This is a genomic window from Chitinophaga sp., from assembly GCF_017745275.1.
Classification (GTDB): domain Bacteria; phylum Bacteroidota; class Bacteroidia; order Chitinophagales; family Chitinophagaceae; genus Chitinophaga.
The window spans coordinates 349,259-364,697 of the sequence record NZ_JAGHZS010000009.1 but is presented as its reverse complement, the minus strand read 5'-3'; the positions used below and the strand labels follow the sequence as shown (position 1 = coordinate 364,697).

Annotated in this window: 14 protein-coding genes; 13 read left to right on the top strand and 1 reads right to left on the bottom strand. The window is 42.8% G+C overall.

The genetic code is table 11. From position 1 onward, the window contains the following. Positions 1 to 53 precede the first annotated feature (53 nt). From tssD to J7623_RS26525, 13 genes are all read left to right on the top strand, one after another. Positions 54 to 440 carry a type VI secretion system tube protein TssD gene (tssD, locus tag J7623_RS26585; protein WP_291926631.1) on the top strand — a complete coding sequence of 129 codons (387 nt, stop codon included), beginning with the start codon at positions 54 to 56 and terminating at the stop codon, positions 438 to 440. A gap of 491 nt (positions 441 to 931) precedes the next feature. Next, entirely contained in the window at positions 932 to 1,693 is a 762-nt protein-coding gene (locus J7623_RS26580) for a polysaccharide biosynthesis/export family protein (protein WP_291926629.1), read from the top strand. Positions 1,694 to 1,704: 11 nt separating this feature from the next. Then, the gene (locus J7623_RS26575; RefSeq protein ID WP_291926627.1) at positions 1,705 to 4,074 is read left to right on the top strand and encodes a polysaccharide biosynthesis tyrosine autokinase; all 2,370 of its coding nucleotides are present in this window, start codon (positions 1,705 to 1,707) and stop codon (positions 4,072 to 4,074) included. Then, positions 4,067 to 5,407 carry a flippase gene (locus tag J7623_RS26570; protein WP_291926626.1) on the top strand — a complete coding sequence of 447 codons (1,341 nt, stop codon included), beginning with the start codon at positions 4,067 to 4,069 and terminating at the stop codon, positions 5,405 to 5,407. Before J7623_RS26575 ends, J7623_RS26570 begins: the two co-directional genes overlap by 8 nt. A gap of 4 nt (positions 5,408 to 5,411) precedes the next feature. Next, a complete protein-coding gene (locus J7623_RS26565; RefSeq protein WP_291926623.1) occupies positions 5,412 to 6,119 on the top strand; it encodes an FkbM family methyltransferase in 708 nt (235 codons plus the stop codon). Then, on the top strand, positions 6,106 to 6,753 hold the full coding sequence (locus J7623_RS26560) for a methyltransferase domain-containing protein (RefSeq protein ID WP_291926621.1): 648 nt from the start codon (positions 6,106 to 6,108) through the stop codon (positions 6,751 to 6,753). Before J7623_RS26565 ends, J7623_RS26560 begins: the two co-directional genes overlap by 14 nt. After that, positions 6,750 to 7,661 carry a hypothetical protein gene (locus tag J7623_RS26555; protein ID WP_291926619.1) on the top strand — a complete coding sequence of 304 codons (912 nt, stop codon included), beginning with the start codon at positions 6,750 to 6,752 and terminating at the stop codon, positions 7,659 to 7,661. Before J7623_RS26560 ends, J7623_RS26555 begins: the two co-directional genes overlap by 4 nt. Positions 7,662 to 7,737: 76 nt before the next feature. Next, complete coding sequence (locus J7623_RS26550; protein WP_291926617.1) at positions 7,738 to 9,186, top strand: hypothetical protein; 1,449 nt, start codon at positions 7,738 to 7,740, stop codon at positions 9,184 to 9,186. Beyond that, positions 9,152 to 10,021, top strand: coding sequence for an FkbM family methyltransferase (locus J7623_RS26545; RefSeq protein WP_291926616.1), 870 nt, complete (start codon positions 9,152 to 9,154; stop codon positions 10,019 to 10,021). The genes J7623_RS26550 and J7623_RS26545 overlap by 35 nt, the downstream gene beginning before the upstream one ends. 14 nt (positions 10,022 to 10,035) lie before the next feature. After that, on the top strand, positions 10,036 to 11,139 hold the full coding sequence (locus tag J7623_RS26540) for a glycosyltransferase family 1 protein (protein ID WP_291926614.1): 1,104 nt from the start codon (positions 10,036 to 10,038) through the stop codon (positions 11,137 to 11,139). Continuing rightward, positions 11,136 to 11,873, top strand: coding sequence for an FkbM family methyltransferase (locus J7623_RS26535; RefSeq protein ID WP_291926612.1), 738 nt, complete (start codon positions 11,136 to 11,138; stop codon positions 11,871 to 11,873). The genes J7623_RS26540 and J7623_RS26535 overlap by 4 nt, the downstream gene beginning before the upstream one ends. Before the next feature lie 48 nt (positions 11,874 to 11,921). After that, positions 11,922 to 13,127, top strand: a complete 1,206-nt coding sequence (locus tag J7623_RS26530; protein WP_291926609.1) for a glycosyltransferase family 4 protein — start codon at positions 11,922 to 11,924, stop codon at positions 13,125 to 13,127. A gap of 38 nt (positions 13,128 to 13,165) precedes the next feature. Then, positions 13,166 to 14,569, top strand: coding sequence for an undecaprenyl-phosphate glucose phosphotransferase (locus J7623_RS26525; protein WP_291926607.1), 1,404 nt, complete (start codon positions 13,166 to 13,168; stop codon positions 14,567 to 14,569). A 3-nt stretch (positions 14,570 to 14,572) separates the two neighbouring features. Here J7623_RS26525 and J7623_RS26520 read toward each other — a convergent pair whose 3' ends face one another. Then, positions 14,573 to 15,373 (bottom strand): FkbM family methyltransferase, encoded by an 801-nt coding sequence (locus J7623_RS26520; protein WP_291926605.1) that lies wholly within the window; start codon positions 15,371 to 15,373, stop codon positions 14,573 to 14,575. Positions 15,374 to 15,439: the final 66 nt, after the last annotated feature.

The window sequence follows — 15,439 nt, the reverse complement described above, 5'->3', positions numbered from 1 at the left end:
TAAATAGTTCTCTAATTTTTATTTCTTTATTGTAACCTTAAAAATTAACCCACATGTCCTTCAAGGCAAAATTTACATCAGGCGGTGAAGAGTACAACGTACAACACGTAGCCTACGATCTCACACAGGAAACAGATGCAACAGGACGCCCATCGGCAATTACCCGTGGCGGACGCATCAAACTGACGGTAGAATCTACCGGAAAAACAGAACTCTTTGAGTGGATGGTCAACAACTTTGAAAGAAAAGATGGTTCCATCACCTTCTACAAAAGAGACACGGATTCCAAATTGAAAACATTGGAATTTAAAGAGGGTTACCTGGTAAAGTTTGAAGAGTCATTTGACTACGAAAACAAAAACCCAATGGTAATTTCCTTTACCATTTCTGCCCGTGAAATTAGCATGGGTAACGCAAAACATGTTAATGAATGGGTGTAATAACTCCTGACATTATGCAGAAAGAAGCCGGTTCGTATGAGCCGGCTTTTTTTGTGCTCACCTTTCCCCTTTCGCCCAAGGCGCCTTCAATGCCGCAGAATAATCTATCTGTTTGCATGAGGTTGATTTATTACATGCATGAGGTTGCATGAGGATTTACCCAACGTTAGCCCCGGAATTCTTGTTGAAACAGATGGTTGAATTATGTTATGTATCATTTGTTCATTTTTTACAGGATTTTTTCTATTCATTTTATTCAGTTATTCGATTTTATCTCAAATTTTGAACATATTATTAAGTTCTGATGTTTTAAAAATTAATTCAGTAATTATAATTACTTAAGTATTCCCTCTGAATAAATACGCATATGCAACCAAGTAACAAGTGTCCCAGGAATTTGCATTGCATGGATATCTTTTGGGGTGTGGCCGGGCCGGTATAGACATACGCTGCCATCGATCAAAATATCAGGCATTTATTAATCATATCATATGGGATCCAGATTTTACTATTCCGCGATTGTCATGTTTATCCTATTAACAGGTTGTTCCAGCTCAAAAAAGCTTACTTATTTCAACGATATTTCCACGATCAACGGTGGCGACACTGTGAATATCCCGCAGCAGTTGAGGATACAAACAGGAGATGTCTTACAAATTACTGTCACCACCATTGACAAAGATGTATCAATGATTTTTAATCCCAATACCCTTAGTGGTCCAACAGCAGGGGGAAATAACATTGAACAGGGATATGTGGTAGACAGCACCGGTAATATTATTCTACCTATAGCCGGGAGAATTTATGTAAAAGGATTGACCACCGCTGGTGTTACAGAGGCTGTCCGACAGGCATTGGAGAAAGAAATACGAAATGTGTATGTATCTACCAGGCTGCTCAATTTTAAAGTGTCTGTGCTGGGGGATGTGGCGCGGCCGGGATCTTACAAGGTGTCGTCAGAACGGTTTACTATCCTGGACGCACTGAGTATGGCAGGAGACCTCAATATAACGGCTAAACGAAATGATATTATAGTGATAAGGGAAGTGAATGGCGTAAAAAACTATGGAACCGTAAACCTGAATGATGCCAAAACACTCACTTCTCCCTATTACTACCTGGGAAATAATGATGTGGTGTATGTAAAGCCCGGACCTAACCGGTCTTTTGGTTCATCAAAAACGTTATTGCTGTTACCTGCGATACTGAGTTTTATTTCTCTTGTTACAACGATCGTTATTCTTCGCAAATGAAACATGTTTTTATGGCAGATAGAAATGCAGTCAATAAAAATAGTGTGATTGACCTGAATGATTTTCTTAAGAAAATCTTCTTTCACTGGCCCCTGTTGATCATTATAGCTCTGCTGGCTGTGGGAGGCGCATTCGCCTACCTGAAGTACAAAAAGCCTATGTATTTGTCCAGCACAAAAATTTACCTGAAAGATGAAAAGAAACCAGGTGGAGAGGAGATGGACATGCTAAAATCCCTGTCGCTGTTCAATAATAATAAGAATATTGAAAATGAAATGGAGGTGCTTAAATCCCCGATATTATTGGAGAAAGCGATCCAAAGTAATCATTTTAATATTCGCTATTATAAAAAAGGAGCCGTAAGGGATGAGGAAATATATAACCCGGATTTTTTGGGAATCCGGCTGTTGACTGATAGTAGCAACGTGGGCAATTACACGTTTGATGTTACACCTGGCACTGATTTCCTGAAAGTAAAATATTTTGATGAAGATGACCACCTGGTGAGCCAGCTTCAAGTGAAATCAGGGGAGCCTTTTGTAATGAATAAAGACAAATTCAGTATTCGTTATACACCAGGTGAAGACGAGCCGATGGGAAGCTCCTTTCGCATCGTGGTGGATTCTGTGATGGATCTGGCTTATAAAAAAATAGAACATATCGGCACCAGCCTGGTAAATAAAGACGCTACGGTAGTGGTGGTAACATATGAAGACCAGGTGGCCGACAGAGCCGCAAAATTTCTCAACGCATTACTGGAAACCTACAACCAGTATACACTGGATGATAAAAACAAAGTGGCCTTAAAAACAATCAATTTCCTGACGGTGAGAATTGATTCTCTCCGGGATGAACTGGGACTGTTAGAAAAGCAGGAGGAAAGCTTTAAAGTACAGAGAGGTATCACAGATATAGAAGCAAGTTCCAAGCTGGCACTGGAGCAGGTAAAAGATGCCGATGTACGCCTGAATGAGGCGAATATGCAATTGTCAGTTGTTAACCAGGTGGAAAATTATATCAATCATCCGGGTAGCGATTATCCGTTTGCTCCCGTTAGCACAAGCGTTGATCAAACATTGACTTCCCTGATTAACCGCTATGAAGAAGGGTTGAAGGAAAAAAGGCGGTTATCCCTTTCTCTTCAGCCTACCAGTAATATCCTGCAAAACCTGGATGCTCAAATAGAAGATTCCCGGAATACCATCCGGAACTATATCGCAGGTTATAGAAGAAATGCAGGAGTGATACAAAAAGGAACCCAGACGAAGGTGAATGAAATCATGGGGAAAATTGCCCATATACCGGCTTATGAAAGGGAATATATCAACATTAAAAGGCAACAGGGTGTAAAGGAAAATCTCTATTTATACCTGTTAAAGAAAAAGGAAGAAGCATCAGTATCTTACGCCAGCAATGTTACCGATAATAAAATTATTGCACCGGCTTTTGTTCCGCAAAAACCTATTTCACCGAAGAAAACATTTGTCTTTATTGGGTTTATAGCGGTGGGACTGGTGCTCAGTATCGCTTACATCTACCTCAAGTATTTCCTCAACCCACGGGTACTTACCAAAAAGGAAATTGAACAGATATTTGACTTTCCGGTAATGGCGGAAATATTTCAGCAACACGAGGATATGCCTATCATACATGAAATGTCTGCGCAAAACAGGTCTGTTATACAGGAGCAGATATTTAATTTGCGTACCAACCTCAAGTTCGTGCTGGCAGAACAAAATGACGCTGCTACGATCATGATCACCTCCAGCGTATCCGGTGAAGGAAAGACTTTTATCTCTGCACATCTCGCCAATGCCCTGACAGTAGGAGGAAAGAAGGTAGTACTGGTGGAAATGGACCTCAGGAAACCCAAACTCTCCAGGTCTATTGGTATGGATAACACGATTGGTCTCACTAACTACATCATCGGGAATAAAACGGCAGATGAGATCATCAAAAAAGTACCCAACAAAGAAGGACTCTGCCTCGTGTCTTCCGGACCCATTCCTCCCAACCCCGTGGAACTGATTGAAGGCAAACGGATGGCAGATTTACTGGGATTGCTGAAGGAACGGTTCGACTACATCATCATTGATATTTCGCCGATTGGTATTGTATCGGATGCGAAGAGTATCTCTCCGTATGTGGATTGTACGCTCTTTGTGGTGCGTTACAACTTTACGCTTAAATCCAGGTTATCAGCAGTAGCAGAAAACCTGAATGAAGTATTCCGTAGAAAGAAAGGCCTCATTTTTAATGGTATTGAGCAGGATGCATTCCATCCATACGACTATTACGATCACTACGGATATGCGGCAAATAAGCATCATAAAGCAAAGGGAGTATCTGTCTTTAAGAAAATAAAAAGAAGAATTGCATAAAGTATTTGAAAATAGCGGCTGGTTACTCATCGATAAACTGAGTAAGCTTTTTCCGGGAATCATTGTCCTGGCAATGATGGCGCGGCACTTAGGTCCTGAGCAATTTGGGATATGGAATTATGCGCTGGCGCTTACCACTATTGCAGGAAGCTTTGCTTTACTGGGAATGGATAAGATTGCAGTGAAGGAGTTGCTGGGTGCTAAATCCAATCCATCTGCCATTGTGGCGATACTTATTTTTATGCGTATCGGCGCCGGTATCATTAGTATGGCGGTGAGTATAGCTTTTGTAGTACTTTCCAAGCCCCATCAGCCAATATACCTGTATTGTACCATTTTTACGGCGTTAACAATCGTGTTGCAATCTTTTGATGTGTTTGATTATTTCTACCAGGCGCAGAACGATGTAAAAAAGGTAATTATCCCCAAGGTGGTGGTATTCCTGATTTTTTGTGTCATAAAGCTGTTGATTGTTTTCACCAACGGAACACTGTCTGATTTCCTGTGGGTAACACTTGCGGAAGGCGTGGTTACTTATACGGTTATCATTGATAATTACCGGCGCCGGTATGCCTCGGGGTGGTGGCCTAACCTCGATTACAGATTGGGAAAGTATTTGCTGGCGCAGGGTTGGCCTTTGCTTTTTTCTAATTTGGTGGTGGTGTTGTTTGTAAAGATAGACCTGCTTTTACTGGACATGTTAGGAACTGCTTCGCAGTTGGGAGAATATGTAGTGGCTGCAAGAATATCGGAGCTATGGTATGCCATACCGGTGATTTTAGCCACCGCCATATTACCGGATCTGATCAACAAAAGAAAAACGGATATGGCGGCCTATTGGCGTGGTGTGGAGAAGTGTATGCGGTTATCTTTCTGGGTAAGTTTTACCATCTCACTATTAGTGATGTTACTGGCTAACGTGATTATTCCTTTTCTGTACGGAAAGCAATATGTGGCTGCTTCAGCTATCCTGATGATACATGTGTGGGCCAGTGTACCTGTTTTTTTATGTTCGATGTTTACACAGTACCTGGTTATTGAAGGCAGTTATAAGATTACGCTCTATGGAAACATAATGGGCCTTATTATCAATGTGGGGCTCAATATGGTACTTATTCGCCCCTACGGAGGTATAGGTGCTGCCATAGCTACCGTCATCGCGTATTCGGCCGTATACCTGTCATTGGTGGCATTTGATAAAAGTGGTAAAGGATGGCTGTTTACCAGGAAAATGCTTAATCCGTTGCTGGCATATGAAGATGTAAAGCAGGCCTGGCATTCCTTAAAGTTTTTTGCGCTTAATTATTTCTCTGTTACACCTGAAAATTCATGAGCGAATGAGTTGGATGAAGACCATAGCAATAAAGGCCATTTCCGGCATGTTTCCGCAGATCAGGTATCGCAGAAGGGCATATAGTTCTGAGGGAGAAGACCTGATATTAAAGAGAATCTTTCATCACAAAGAGAAAGGTACTTACGTAGATGTGGGAGCACATCATCCGTTCCGGTTTTCCAACACCTACCTGTTTTATAAAATGAAATGGCGTGGAATTAACATAGACCCCATGCCGGGATCTATGGCGTTATTTGATAAATACAGGCCGCAGGATATCAACCTTGAAATCGGTGTATCTGCTACCAGGCAGTACCTGACGTACAACGTATTTAATGACCCGGCATTGAGTACATTTTCAAATGAAAAAGTGACGGAGTATAGCCAGGCGCCACAATACCGGGTAATCGACAAAAAGAAAATTGAAACCTGGCCATTGTCGGAAATACTGGACGAGCATTTACCTGCTGATGTTCCTATTGATTTTCTGACAATAGATGCGGAAGGATTTGATATGGAAGTATTGCGTTCAAATAATTGGGAAAAATACCGCCCGGCGTACGTATTGGTTGAGTCGCAGCCATTTGAGCTGGAACATATGGCGAATAGTGAGTTGTTACAGTTTATGCAGGGGATGGGCTACACCGTTTTTGCTAAAACATACTATACTTATTTTTTCAAAAACAGCAGGAGTGAGTATGTCAGAGAATAAGCTATATATACAATACGGTTGCGGGCCTTTTTCAGCGCCTGCAGGTTGGAAGAATTTTGACGCTTCTCCCACCCTGAGGTTACAACAACTTCCTGTTATTGGTAAGCTGCTGAGATCAGGTATGCACGTTAGCTTTCACAAGGATGTGTTGCTGGGAGATATCCGGAAGGGACTGCCACGCATTGCCGCCAATTCATGTGATGGGATTTATTGTAGCCATGTATTGGAACATTTGTCGTATGAAGACTGCCGCCTGGCTGTTAAGAATACCTGGCAGCTGTTGAAGCCCGGTGGCTATTTCAGGTGCGTGGTACCGGACCTGGAGTCTGCCAGCCGGCGATACCTGGAGAACCTGAGCAGTAACGACCAGGAAGCAAACGTGAAGTTCCTGGAGGAAACCATGTTAGGCAAATTAAGACGACCGTCCGGATTTAAACAACTGATGCAACATGCGTTTGGTAACCGCGAACACCTGTATATGTGGGACCAGGTATCGTTGACTCATTTGCTGAAAGAAACCGGGTTCAGGAGTGTCAGACCCTGCAGCTACCGCGATTGTCCGGATCATATGTTCCAGTTGGTAGAAGAGGAAATCAGATTTAATAACGCGGTTGCATTAGAAGCTATAAAATGATGTTACAGACGCCCATTCTATTTCTTGTATTTAACCGTTTGGACGAGGTGGCACTGGTTTTTGAACAAATCAGGCAGCAACAGCCAACGCGACTGTTCATTGCTGCAGATGGGCCAAGGGCTACTGTACCGGGAGAAGCGGCGATGTGTATGGCAACGCGGGCTTATGTGTTGGAACATATCGACTGGCCCTGTGAAGTAAAAACATTGTTCCGGAATACTAACCTGGGATGTGGCAAGGCGGTAAGTAGTGCAATAGATTGGTTTTTTGAAGAAGTGGAAGAAGGGATTATACTGGAAGATGATTGTGTTCCCGATGCAACGTTCTTTTCCTTTTGCACGGAGTTGCTGGAACGATATCGTGATCAGCATCATGTGATGCACATTGGTGGCAGCAATTTCCAGCTGGGTACACGGCGTTCGGAAGCATCTTATTATTTCTCCCGCCACATACATGTATGGGGCTGGGCTACCTGGCGGAGAGCCTGGAAAAAATATGACTTTTCACTTCGACCCTACCATCATCTAATGAAGAAGAAGAATCAGCATCCGGTTATAAAATATTTCCTCTCCATTTTTCACCAGCAGGTGGATACCTGGGATATTCAATGGGTGCTGGTGGTATGGTTTAACAATGGTTGTGGTATTACACCCGATGTCAACTTAGTCAACAATATTGGCTACGGAAAAAATGCAACACATACCCGGCGTGTGCCGTACTGGTTGGGAAAGATGAATTACGGAGGGATTTCCACCATGATACATCCGGAAAATGATGAGATAAATGAAGTGGCAGATAAGTTTACCAGTGATAAAATATTTCACATAGGAACGCTGCCTGTCAGGATAAAAGGTGCATTGCAACAAGTGAGGGTATTGAATAAAATATACAAACGGATTTTTTTATGAATAAACAGCCGGTGAAAAGGATATCTGAAATGAGTATGCTCTGCTGGCATCAAACGAATCAATAATAAAGTCAGATATGGATGTCGGATATGACCTTTTAGTAAGTGATAACGTTTATGTGGAAACTTTCAGGGAGTCAATGCCTCTCCTGATTGCGGGCATATTATTGTATTTATACTACAACAGGAGAATATCCGCTGTTGACTGCCTGCTGTATGCTTTTGCATCCGAGGCTTATACTATGATAATAATCGGGCCAACCTTTACGGGTACCTTTTTTATTGGGATAGTATTTTTATTGGATCAGCTTCATCAGTTGGCGAGGGGAAAACTATATATCCGACGGGAGTACCTGTTGTTGCTGGTGCTTCCACTGATATCCAGTATTGCGGTATTTCTGATCATCCAGTTTTATAAAGATCCTTTTTACTATCCGGGCGACAGGTATTATCTCTTTTATACAAGGCCTGTTTATTTTTATCTGAAAACGTACCTGCCTTTGTTTGCGATAGGGAGTAAGATAGTACAGGAAAAAGATATTTACTCTTTCGAAGATTTTTTGACTACCGTGAAGAAAATCGCAAAAATATCCTGTGTGATAGCGGGTATACAGATTGTTGCGGAATACACTTTCAATAGCCTGGATCTGGATGAAGTACTGGGTTTGCAACGCCGGTATTTGATGGAACAATCAAATGACGCATTTAGTCTCCGCGTGCAGGCATTATTTTCTGAACCAAAAATGTTAAGCGCGTTTTTGTCGTTAGCGATTCCTGCATTTTTGAGAGACAGGAATTATAAAATGACCATCATCGCTCTTATTACCAGTTTGCTGACTGTATCTCAAACGGGGTGGATTAACCTGTTGGCAGGCGCGTTGATCTTCTTCGTTTTCAGAGGTGTGTCATCGGTACGTGGTAAAGTTATTTTGTCGCTGGCGGCTATCGTGGGACTTTTTATGGCAGTGGCCAGTTCCAGGGAATACTTTATTAAGCAGTATACGGAGAATCAGAAAAGCGCGGTGTATCAACTGATTTTTAAAAGGTCATCTTATCGTTATAATACCGAAATATGGGGAAAGAGTAACATCATCCTGGGGATGCCATTGCAAAGGGATTTAGAGTTACCCGTAGTGGATTTTCTGCAAGATGAACCTTATTTGTTGTTATCGGGATACGGGGGTGGTAACAGTACTTTTATTCCGCCGAAATATTTTCTGGGACAAATGAATTATGAGAACCGCGTGGCAGGTATTGGGGGCAACAATCTTAATATGCGCTGGTTTTTTATACTCGCAGAATTTGGAGGTATTGCCCTGGTGGCCTACTTCCTGGTGTTAATGAAGCGCAATGACAATAATAGTGCATTCCAGAATAATTACCTGGCATTTGTGGCGGTTTGCTTTTTCTTTAGTCAGATAGACCTGATTATGATTATGGTGACCATGTTAAGTGCTTATGGTGAAGGTAGTCCTCAAAATAGTGAAGGAAATGAAGCGACTGAGCAGTATCATATGGGGATGTAAGTTTCGGTTGATGCTGTTATACCATTACCTCGTAAGTAACAGTGTCCGAAAAAGAATCTCCCTGCGAGAGATGATGAGCCACCTGTTTTCCCCTACGATGAATGCAGTGGCAGCAAGAGAGTCTGTGTTGGTGAAAGAAAATGATCAATACAAATATTTCAGGATCAGGGGATACAACGACTTATTTGTGTATCCGGCTTCCGCGCCCATGTATAGTTTGGCCATGGTGTTATCTGAGTCGCGGCCCTGGCACTGGCATTATTATGAAATTCCACAAACTGCGGTAGTGGCAGGAGACGTGGTAGTGGATTGCGGTAGTGCAGAAGGGTTATTTGCTTTCAGGCATCAATATACGGCTGGACACATTTTTATTATGGAGCCGTTGCCGTTGTTCCAGGATTCGCTGAAAGAACTTTTCGGGCAGAATAATGCCATTACTATTTTACCGGTAGCTGCCGGCGATAAATGTCAGCAGGCATATTTGTCCATGACATCAGGTACTACCGCACTGGATGCTACTATCCAGACATCCGCAGGTGATGGGCACGCGCTGGAGGTGAGCGTGGTAACGATCGATAGCCTGTTTGCCAGCCGAGGAATTAAAATTGATTACCTGAAGGCAGACATAGAGGGGTTCGAGGAAAATATGATCCGTGGCGCATTAGAAACGATCCGTATCAGTAAACCTAAAATTGCTATTACTACTTATCATAAAGGACAAAATTATCATACACTGATTGAGCTTATAAAAGGAGTAGTACCGGAGTACAATCACCTGATAAAGGGGATACATTACTTAACCGGTAATCCTGTTATGCTTCACATGTGGTTATAATGAACGGCGGAAATATGCAATTATTCCTGGATAACCTGGTTTTTTCGATTCAGCGGAGCGGTGGCGTCTCCGTTTACTGGTATGAATTGATTACCGGTATCTGCAAAAGTGATTTGTCTGTTAGCTTTTTGAATGCAAGGAGATCGTCGGCTAATATTTTTGAACAAAGAATTGATTATAGCGGATTTGATTGCATCAGGGAAAGCTGGATACCAGATAAATATTTGCGGTACCTGCCCGTTCGTTATCCTATTCCGTCCGGTGCGATTTTTCATGGAGGATACCTGCGTGTGGCGCCACGAAAAGATGTGTTGAATATTCTTACTGTGCATGATTTTGCACATGAAAGAAAGCTGGCTACCGCCTTCCCAAGGGCCTGGGCCAATGTACGGCAAAAGGCGTATGGCATTAAACAGGCAGATGGCATTATCTGTATTTCGGAAAATACACGGAAAGACTTGCTGCATTTTTATCCGGATACAGATCCGGACCGCATCAGGATCATCCATCATGGTATTGCAGATGATTTTTACCCGATATGGAAACGCCCGGCAGTGCAGGATACGCTACCCCTTTCTCCGGACATAAAGTATATTTTATACGTAGGTGCAAGAAGAAATTATAAAAATTTTTGGGTGGTGATGGAAGTCATGCGGCAGCTCCCGGAAGATTATCACCTGGTGATTGTAGGTGGTGAAAAATGGACAGATAAGGAAATGCGGGGCTTCTTTTCCGGACAGCAGGATCGTTATCACATTTTTCAAACGGTGAGCGCTGCTACGTTGAATTTGTTATATAACCATGCTTTTTGCCTGTTGTATCCATCTGCTTATGAAGGATTTGGATTTCCTCCGGGAGAAGCTATGAAAGCGGGTTGTCCCGTGGTAGCAGCCAATATGTCGTCTGTTCCGGAAGTGACAGGGCAAGTGGGACTACTGGCTGATACCATTGATGCAGGAGCGTTCCTGGAAAAAATCAGGTTGCTGGAAACCGCGCATTACAGGGAGGAGGTAATAACATCAGGCCTGGAGCAGGCAAAGAAATTTACCTGGGATAGCAGTGTAGCAGCCACCATCCGGTTTTATAAAGATTGTTGGGATCATAAATTTTCAAGATGAGCTTATTGTTTAAAATATCTGATACGGTAAAAGTGTTCCTGAAGTCGGGGAGGGGTATTACATCTATGTTGGAAAAAGGTGCGTCTGTGGCCTCTACGCAAATACTGCATAATTGCCGGCACTATATTCCGCAATTGAATACCTTGTTAGATGCAGGTGCCAACCAGGGACAGTTTGCCCTGGCCGCCAGTTATTTTTATCCGGGCTGTTACATCTATTCGTTTGAACCGCTACCGGAAGTATACCCATTGTTGCAACAGAATACCCGGAAAATAGAAAGGATTCGTACATATAATTATGCATTAGGCAGTGCTGCGGGAACACTGATATTTTACAGTAACGCTTATTCACATGCCAGCTCAGCATTGCCCATGTCGGACCTGCAGCAGCATTTGATCCCGGGAACAACGAAGGTGGAGCAAATAACAGTAGACGTAAAACGGTTGGATGATGTTAGCAGTGGGATAGCGTTGGTGCCACCGGTATTACTTAAAATGGATGTACAGGGGTTTGAGAAAGAGATCCTGAAAGGAGCCGCCTCTTGTTTGCATCAGATTGATTACCTCCTTTTTGAAGCGTCTTTTGTGCCCATGTATAAAGGAGAACCACTGTTTGATGAAATGCACAGCTTTGTGAAGGAACTGGGATTTGAGTTCATTGCGCCAGTGGGTTTCCTGCAGTCTGAACAATTACAGATCCTTCAAATGGATCTTTTATATAAACGGAAACAGTAAAAAAGGTTGTTGGCTACCATTGAAATTTGTTGAAAAACAGGTTGACTCATGAAAATAGTTGTGAATGATCATTCGGGACATGCTTTTCCATTGCAGTTGAGCCGTCAGTTGGCTGACTGTGGTCACCAGGTATTGCATGCTTACTCTGCTTCTTTTCAGTCGCCTAAAGGAGATTTTTCAACGGTGAATGAAAATGGAAGTCTGGAGGTATTGCCGATTAGTATCACTGGTATTTTTGATAAGTATTCCTTACTAAAAAGAAGGAGGCAGGAAATAGAATATGCGAGAAAACTGGCTAAACAGTTGGATGTTTTCCAGCCGGAAGTAATCCTGAGCGGTACTACTCCCTTGTTTGTTCAGCAGTATCTGCAACGATATTGCCGGCAGCGTCAAATCAGGTTTATTTACTGGTGCCAGGATATTTATACGGTGGCTATTCAACAAATTGCAAAGAAGAAGTTGGGTGCCTTGGGGTTCCCGATCTGGTATTATTTCAAAAAACTGGAGTCAGGGCTGTTGCGTAAAAGTCACCACATAGTAAGTATCACCAGTGATTTCAATCATATTTTCCGCCAATGGAAGGTGCAATTGGAAAAGGTGACCTGTATTCCCAACTGGGCACCTATTTCAGAGATTATGCTGGTGGAGAAAAATAATGACTGGGCAAGAAAGTATGGGCTTACAGATAAAACCTGCCTGGTATATTCCGGCACACTGGGTTTGAAGCATAATCCGGCTATACTGGTGGCTGCCGCACGTCATTTCCGGCAGCATAGCGGGGTGGTATTTATTGTTATCTCAGAGGGATTGGGCGCTGACTACCTGCAAAAGGAAAAACAACGGCACGGGCTGGACAACTTGCTGGTACTGCCTTTCCAGGACTTTAAACAAATGAGTGAAGTATTAGGTACTGCAGATGTTTTATTGGCGATACTGGAGAAGGAGGCGGGTATTTATTCTGTACCGTCCAAAGTACTGACTTACCTGTGCGCGCAGAAACCCATTGTGGTAGCGATGCCCTTATCTAATTTAAGTGCCACGATTATACATAACAACGAAGTCGGTTACTGTGTATCGCCGGATGATGAAAGAGGCTTTTGTAAATACCTGGAATTGCTGGTAGATAATCAAACATTGCGCAGGAAACTGGGACAAAACGGAAGGGCATATGCGGAAAGAACATTCGATATACAGCGGATTGGAAATGAGTTCATGGAAATATTTAATAAAACTATTGAAGCAGCGGCTAATTAACCTGGTTCAGGTTAAGGAATTTTCAATTGGTTCATGCTATGAAACGTATTATCTCCATCAACTTCTTTGTAAGGTTGATACTTGATTACATCGTACTGACAGCGTTTTTTCTGTTGACCCGCGAATATATCGCCCTCAAAGGAGATGTATTCATGTCTCCATTTAATTTCATGTTGTTGGGACTCAGTATTTTTTCCTGGACCATCATTGGGTTGTTTATGCATTTGTATGATGATTTCAGAACGAAATCATTTTCTTTTGAGTTTGTAGCTATTCTGAAGACAGTTTTATTGCACGGGTGCTTTTTCACTTTTTTGTTTTTCTATGTGTTTAAATATTATCCATATCCAAGAACATTTACGTTATTGTATACCGGCCTTATTTTCTGCGGTATTGTAACAGCTAAATTCGCGGTAAAACAAATCCTGCTGCAGTTGAGAACCGCGGGATATAACCTTAAAAATGTGCTGATTATTGGAGCAGGTGAAACCGGCCGGAGTTTTTACAAAACCATGCGGGCGAATGACCATTTCGGTTACCGCTGTGTGGGTTTTTTGGATGATGAACGCATGGCCCTGATGCATGGGCAGTACCTGGGCAAGGTAGCAGATTTGCCCGGCATCCTGCAAAGTACCGACATTGATGAAGTGGTAGTAGCCATTCCGGGAGGGCAGAATGATACAGTAGAAAAAATTATTGTGGCCAGCGAAAGAGAAGCCAAGCGCGTGAGAATTATCTCGGAATGCCACCGCTACTGTACGCCCACTGCCAGCATGCACTTTATGGGGAGCTTTCCTTTATTCACCGTCCGGACTTCTCCTTTGGATGATGTTACGCTGCAGCATTTTAAGCGGTTGTTTGAAATGATATTTACCATTATTTTATTTGTCACGGTGTTTAGCTGGTTGTTTCCCATCATCGCCCTGTTAATTAAGCTGACCTCTAAAGGTCCGGTGTTCTATAAGCAGGAACGGTGGGGATTAAAGAACAAGCGTATTTCCTGCTATAAATTCCGTTCCATGGTGGTGAATAGTGATATAGTAGATGAGCATGGACACTATTTGCAGGCTACCTCGCGGGACGCGCGGGTAACGCCGTTGGGAAGGATACTGCGAAAAACCAATCTCGATGAATTGCCTCAGTTTATTAACGTGTTGATGGGAGATATGTCTATTGTAGGTCCCCGTCCTCATCCCATACCATTACACGATGAGTCAAAGAATGTAATTCAGCATTATATGTTACGGCATCTGGTAAAACCCGGTATAACAGGTTGGGCGCAGGTAAACGGTTGTAGGGGAGAAACGAGAGAGCCAGGCAAAATGCAGCGGCGTGTGGATCTTGATTTGTGGTATATAGAAAATTACAGTTTCTGGCTCGATTGCCAGATTATATTCCAGACTATCATGAATATGATAAAGGGAGACAGGAATGCTTATTAACCACTATTGCCTGATTGCTACAATATTCTGAAAGGCGAAGATTTCAAATTCGGTGGTATTATAGGGGCCCAGTGGTAGCAAGCCGTTGGGTAGCAGCCGGTAAAATTTGTAGTCAGGCAGGATGCTCTTAATGTCTCTGAAAAAAGTCCTTGAAATAACATTCATCTCATTGAACTCTATCTGGATCACATCAGCCAGTCCCTGGCGGATGGTATTAGCAGCCCCTTTCAGCACATTGAGTTCATTTCCTTCCGTATCAATTTTTAGGAGTGCAATCCGTTCTATCTGGTGTTTGGCGACAAAGTCATCGATGGTGGTCAGTCGAATAACAACACCCTCTGCCTGGCTGTGGCGGAGGGTGCTGAAAACATCTTCATACATGCTGGCATGTTCTGAACCGCCATCACCACTATAGTCGTAAATGGTAGTAGTGGCAGGTATTTCACCGGCGCCTTCCGGAATGGCGGTAAACTGATGTGTACGGGCAGTTTCCTCCAGCTTCCTGAATGCCACCGGATGTGGCTCGAATGCAAATATGGGCAGAGATATATTGTTTTTCCGAAGCATGACCGTGTAGTTCCCTACATTGGCGCCTACATCCAGGATTACGCCGGAATGCAATTTCCGGTTCCGGATAAGATAGCGGATAAATGCCTTTTCGCCGGACACACTATCATTTTCAAAATTACGGATACCCAGCCCACACATACTCAGTTTGTAGAAGTATAAATTGAATCTGTAAAATGCTTTTCTGGCAAACAGCCATACGTAGACCCTTTTCACTGATTTTACCAACTTTGTCATGCGGGATGTTATTAGGTAATGTAAGTTATCAGGAGGAGTTATCTTATCGCTGATAAATATACCCAT